The sequence below is a fragment of the Bradyrhizobium sp. genome (assembly GCF_017881085.1).
GTDB lineage: Bacteria > Pseudomonadota > Alphaproteobacteria > Rhizobiales > Xanthobacteraceae > Bradyrhizobium.
Window position 1 is genome coordinate 1 of the sequence record NZ_JADGRI010000475.1, and the last position, 2872, is coordinate 2872.

Genomic DNA, 2872 nt, shown 5'->3' on the forward strand with positions numbered 1-2872 from the left:
TATGTCCGTACGTTTGGCCCACGCGAGAAAAATCCCCGGCAGCACCGGATCAAAAGATAGCGGCATGAGGACCCCACCTTGCTGAGGTGCGACGCGCTGTCGATTGTGTCCCTTGTTTCTTGAACAGGGGGATGGTGCGTTGCTTCATGATAGGCATCAAGACAAGCATGATGGGGAGAGCTACCGCCGGATCGAACTGATCAGCGGTCGCAGGCGCCGGCGGAGCTGGTCGACGGAGGAGAAGGCTCGGATCCTGGCCGAGAGTTTCGCGGAGGGAGCCAATATCTCCGAGGTGGCGCGGCAATATGGGATCAACCGCGGCTTGCTGTTCACGTGGCGGCGGCAGGTGAACGCCACGATAGCAGGCCACCACTGCGAAGTGACCGATGCTGGGGCAAGGCCCCAGCCAGCATTCGTGCCGATTGTTGAGATCGCGGCGAACCCATCGCCAGAACCGATCTCGTCGCCGCAAACGGGCGTCATTGAGCTGCGGATCGCAGATGTGCATCTTGTGCTGTCTGGCGCCGTCGATGCTGCGACATTGCGGGTGGTTCTGTCTGCATTGCGTGTCCCTCGGTGATCGTTGTCCGAGCTGGGTTGAAGATCGTCGTTGCATCGCAACCCGTCGATTTTCGCAAGGGGATAAACTCGCTCGCAGCGCTGGTGAGCCAGGCGTTGAATGCCAACCCGTACTGCGGCGACGTCTTCATCTTCCGTTCCAAAAGAATGGACCGGCTCAAGCTTCTCGCATGGGACGGCACCGGCATGGTTTTGATGACGAAGTGGCTCGAGGAAAGTCGTTTCATCTGGCCGCCGATCCGCGATGGCGCCGTTCATTTGTCGGCGACCCAAATGGCGATGCTGGTCGATGGATTGGATTGGACCCGCGCACCGCCAAATGTCGTGAAGCAACCCACTGGAGTAATGTAAGAAGTGGCTGGTTTTACTGGCGATTCAAGCGAATGTGTAGTATGCATTGTGGATGGCGCTTCGTCTCGAAGATCTTCCCAGCGACGCAGCTCGGCTGACCGAGATGGTGCTTTCGCTCGACGCCGAGAATGAGCGTCTGCGGACCATCGTTGCAACGTTCAAGGATATGGTGTTCGGCTCGCGATCGGAGAAGGCCGCTGTGATCGCCGCCGATCAGTTTGCGCTCGATCTTGCGGATGTCGTGACGGACGTGACGCCAACGGCTGCAAACGACGACGAAGCGCCGAGCCAACCGGTGATCCTCGCCAACAAATCCCACAACAAGGCGCGGCGCAATATCGGCGCGCTGCCGAAGCATCTGCCGCGTTGTGAGCAGTTGATCGAACCCGAGACGACGATCTGCCCGTGCTGCCAGGGCAACCTGCACCGGATCGGCCAGGATGTCAGCGAGGTGCTCGACCTGATCCCGGCCATTCTGCGGGTCCTTCGCATGATCCGACCCAAATATGCTTGTCGGGGTTGCGAGGGCACTGTCGTGCAGGCCAAAGCGTTGCCGCGGCTGATCGAGAACAGCATGGCATCAACCGCCCTGGTGACACATGTGGTGGTGTCGAAGTTCGCCTGGTTTTCGACCTTGTATCGTCAATCGCAGATCCTGGCCGGTCACGGCATTCGCCTCGATCGCTCCACACTGGCCGGCTGGGTGCGGCGGACAGCATGGTGGTTGAAAGGGCTCTACGATCTTCAGCTGCAAACCATCCACGCCGCGCCATTGGTCTTTTGCGACGAGACGCCGATGCCGGTGCTCGATCCCGGGCGAGGCCGCACCAAAATCTGCCAGTTTTGGGCTCACGCGATCGATGACCGTCCCTGGGGTGGACCATCGCCACCGGCCGTGGCCTACGTGTTCGCGCCAGGTCGCGGCAAGAACGAGATCGCAGCCCAATTGAACGACTTTGCCGGCACTTTGCAGGTCGACGGCTATCAGGTTTACAAGTCGCTGGCTGCCGACAAACGGCCGGCCGGCACGATCCAGCTCGCCTTCTGTCTCGCGCATGCACGGCGCAAGTTCGTTACCGTGTACAAGGAGACGAAGTCGCCGTTCGCCCATGAGGTGATCACGCGCATTGCTGCGATCTACGCGATCGAGGCGCGTGTCCGTGGAACCAGCGCCGAGATCCGGCTTGCCGCTCGCCAGAACGAGACCACGCGGCTGATGGAGGACCTGAAGGAGCGCATGACCGAAGTGCGCGATGGCATCTCGGCCCAATCCTCACTGGCGGAGGCGATCCGATATGCCCTGCATCATTGGGACGGGCTGACGCTGTTCTTGAGCGACGGACGTGTGGAAGTAGATTCGAACACGGTGGAGCGTTCGATGCGCCCGATTGCTCTTGGAAGACGCAATTCATTGTTCTCAGGCAGCGAAGGCGGCGCCGAGAGCTGGGCTATCCTGGCATCGCTTCTCAACACGGCAAAGCTCAACGATGTCGATCCGCAGACCTATCTGTGCGACGTCCTCGAACGCATCGTCTCGGGTCGCACCAAGAGCCGCCAGTTGCACGAGCTATTGGTCTGGAACTGGAAGGCCGCCCGCACGATGCCTGCTCAGGCCGCCGCATGAGCACGCAGCCGCGTTCGAAGCCCTCTCCGACAAAGCACCCTCCGATGACGGAGGTGGCGATGCCGCTCAACGAACTCGACCTCTGGCTTCAGGCTCGCGTTGGCCAAGGCGCCGCCGCCACTGATTTGTCGATGCTCGATGGCTTCGTCGCGGCGATCGTCGCCGGGCCCGTCTCGATGGATCCGCGCGACTGGATCTGCCCGCTGCTGGGTGTCGCCAGAGAGGCCTTCGTTCACGGCGGCACTGCGGAATTCGCGGCAATATCCGCCGTCGCGGTTCGGCACAACGTCATCGCCAACACGCGCTCGACTGCACCTC

4 protein-coding genes are annotated in these 2872 nt (G+C 61.2%); all 4 read left to right on the plus strand.

Annotated elements, in window-relative coordinates; genetic code table 11:
• Positions 1-112 precede the first annotated feature (112 nt).
• Positions 113-580 (plus strand): transposase, encoded by a 468-nt coding sequence (locus QZ213_RS26830; protein WP_291689073.1) that lies wholly within the window; start codon positions 113-115, stop codon positions 578-580.
• Between the two features lie 17 nt (positions 581-597).
• Entirely contained in the window at positions 598-930 is a 333-nt protein-coding gene (gene tnpB, locus QZ213_RS26835; RefSeq protein ID WP_291689074.1) for an IS66 family insertion sequence element accessory protein TnpB, read from the plus strand.
• Positions 931-982: 52 nt separating this feature from the next.
• Positions 983-2554 (plus strand): IS66 family transposase, encoded by a 1572-nt coding sequence (locus QZ213_RS26840; RefSeq protein WP_291689075.1) that lies wholly within the window; start codon positions 983-985, stop codon positions 2552-2554.
• 59 nt (positions 2555-2613) lie between these two features.
• Positions 2614-2872 (plus strand): UPF0149 family protein (locus QZ213_RS26845; RefSeq protein WP_291689076.1); only part of this gene is annotated, 259 nt, incomplete at its 3' end.